Here is a 631-nt window from a genome sequence, read left to right on the forward strand (position 1 = left end):
GGTCATTCGGCACGCTCCAGGTACTCGACGCCCTCGACATCCTCCTGCGGCGGCTGGTCGGACTCCACCCGGATGGTCTCGGTGCCGTTCCGGTTCTCCAGATGCATCGTGTAGAGGGTGTCGACGGGGCAGCCGGCGTCCAGCCAGGTGGCCTCCACGCTCCGGGTCTCGATCACCCGCAGCATGACGGTCTCCTCGTCGGGCACCTCCTCGAGCCGCAGGGTCTCCTCGCATCCGTAGTCGATGCCGAGGAGCTCGTCGATGGCGCTGGCCGAAACCGTGCCCACCACCTCGTCCACCGCGCCGCCGGTCAGATCCAGGACGGCGGTGAGGGGACCGGTGCCCGGTGCTCCCCCGCCCTCACCGACCCAGGTGCCCTCCCACCGCTCGGGGAGACGGACGTCCGGGTCCGGTCCCGGGCCGGGTATGCCACCGGTCCCCGTTCCCTCCCCGCCGCCGGACGCGGCGGCGGGGCCGGTGCCGTCCCGGCCCCCCGCCGGGGTCTCCTCCTCGAACAGGTGGGAGACCACCGAGAGGGCCAGGATCAGGGCGCCGAAGGCGGCTCCGAGGACGATCAGCGGTTTCGGGACGCCGGAGCGGGGCGGGGGCGGGAGGCTGTCTCTTATACACA

General features: G+C 72.4%; 1 pseudogene. It reads right to left on the minus strand.

Annotation, left to right across the window (positions count from 1 at the left end):
* Positions 1-2: 2 nt before the first annotated feature.
* Positions 3-631: pseudogene (locus FOE67_RS27825) on the minus strand (hypothetical protein); the annotation flags it as partial.

It is taken from the genome of Streptomyces calidiresistens, assembly GCF_014141525.1.
In the GTDB taxonomy this organism is placed as follows: domain Bacteria; phylum Actinomycetota; class Actinomycetes; order Streptomycetales; family Streptomycetaceae; genus Streptomyces; species Streptomyces calidiresistens.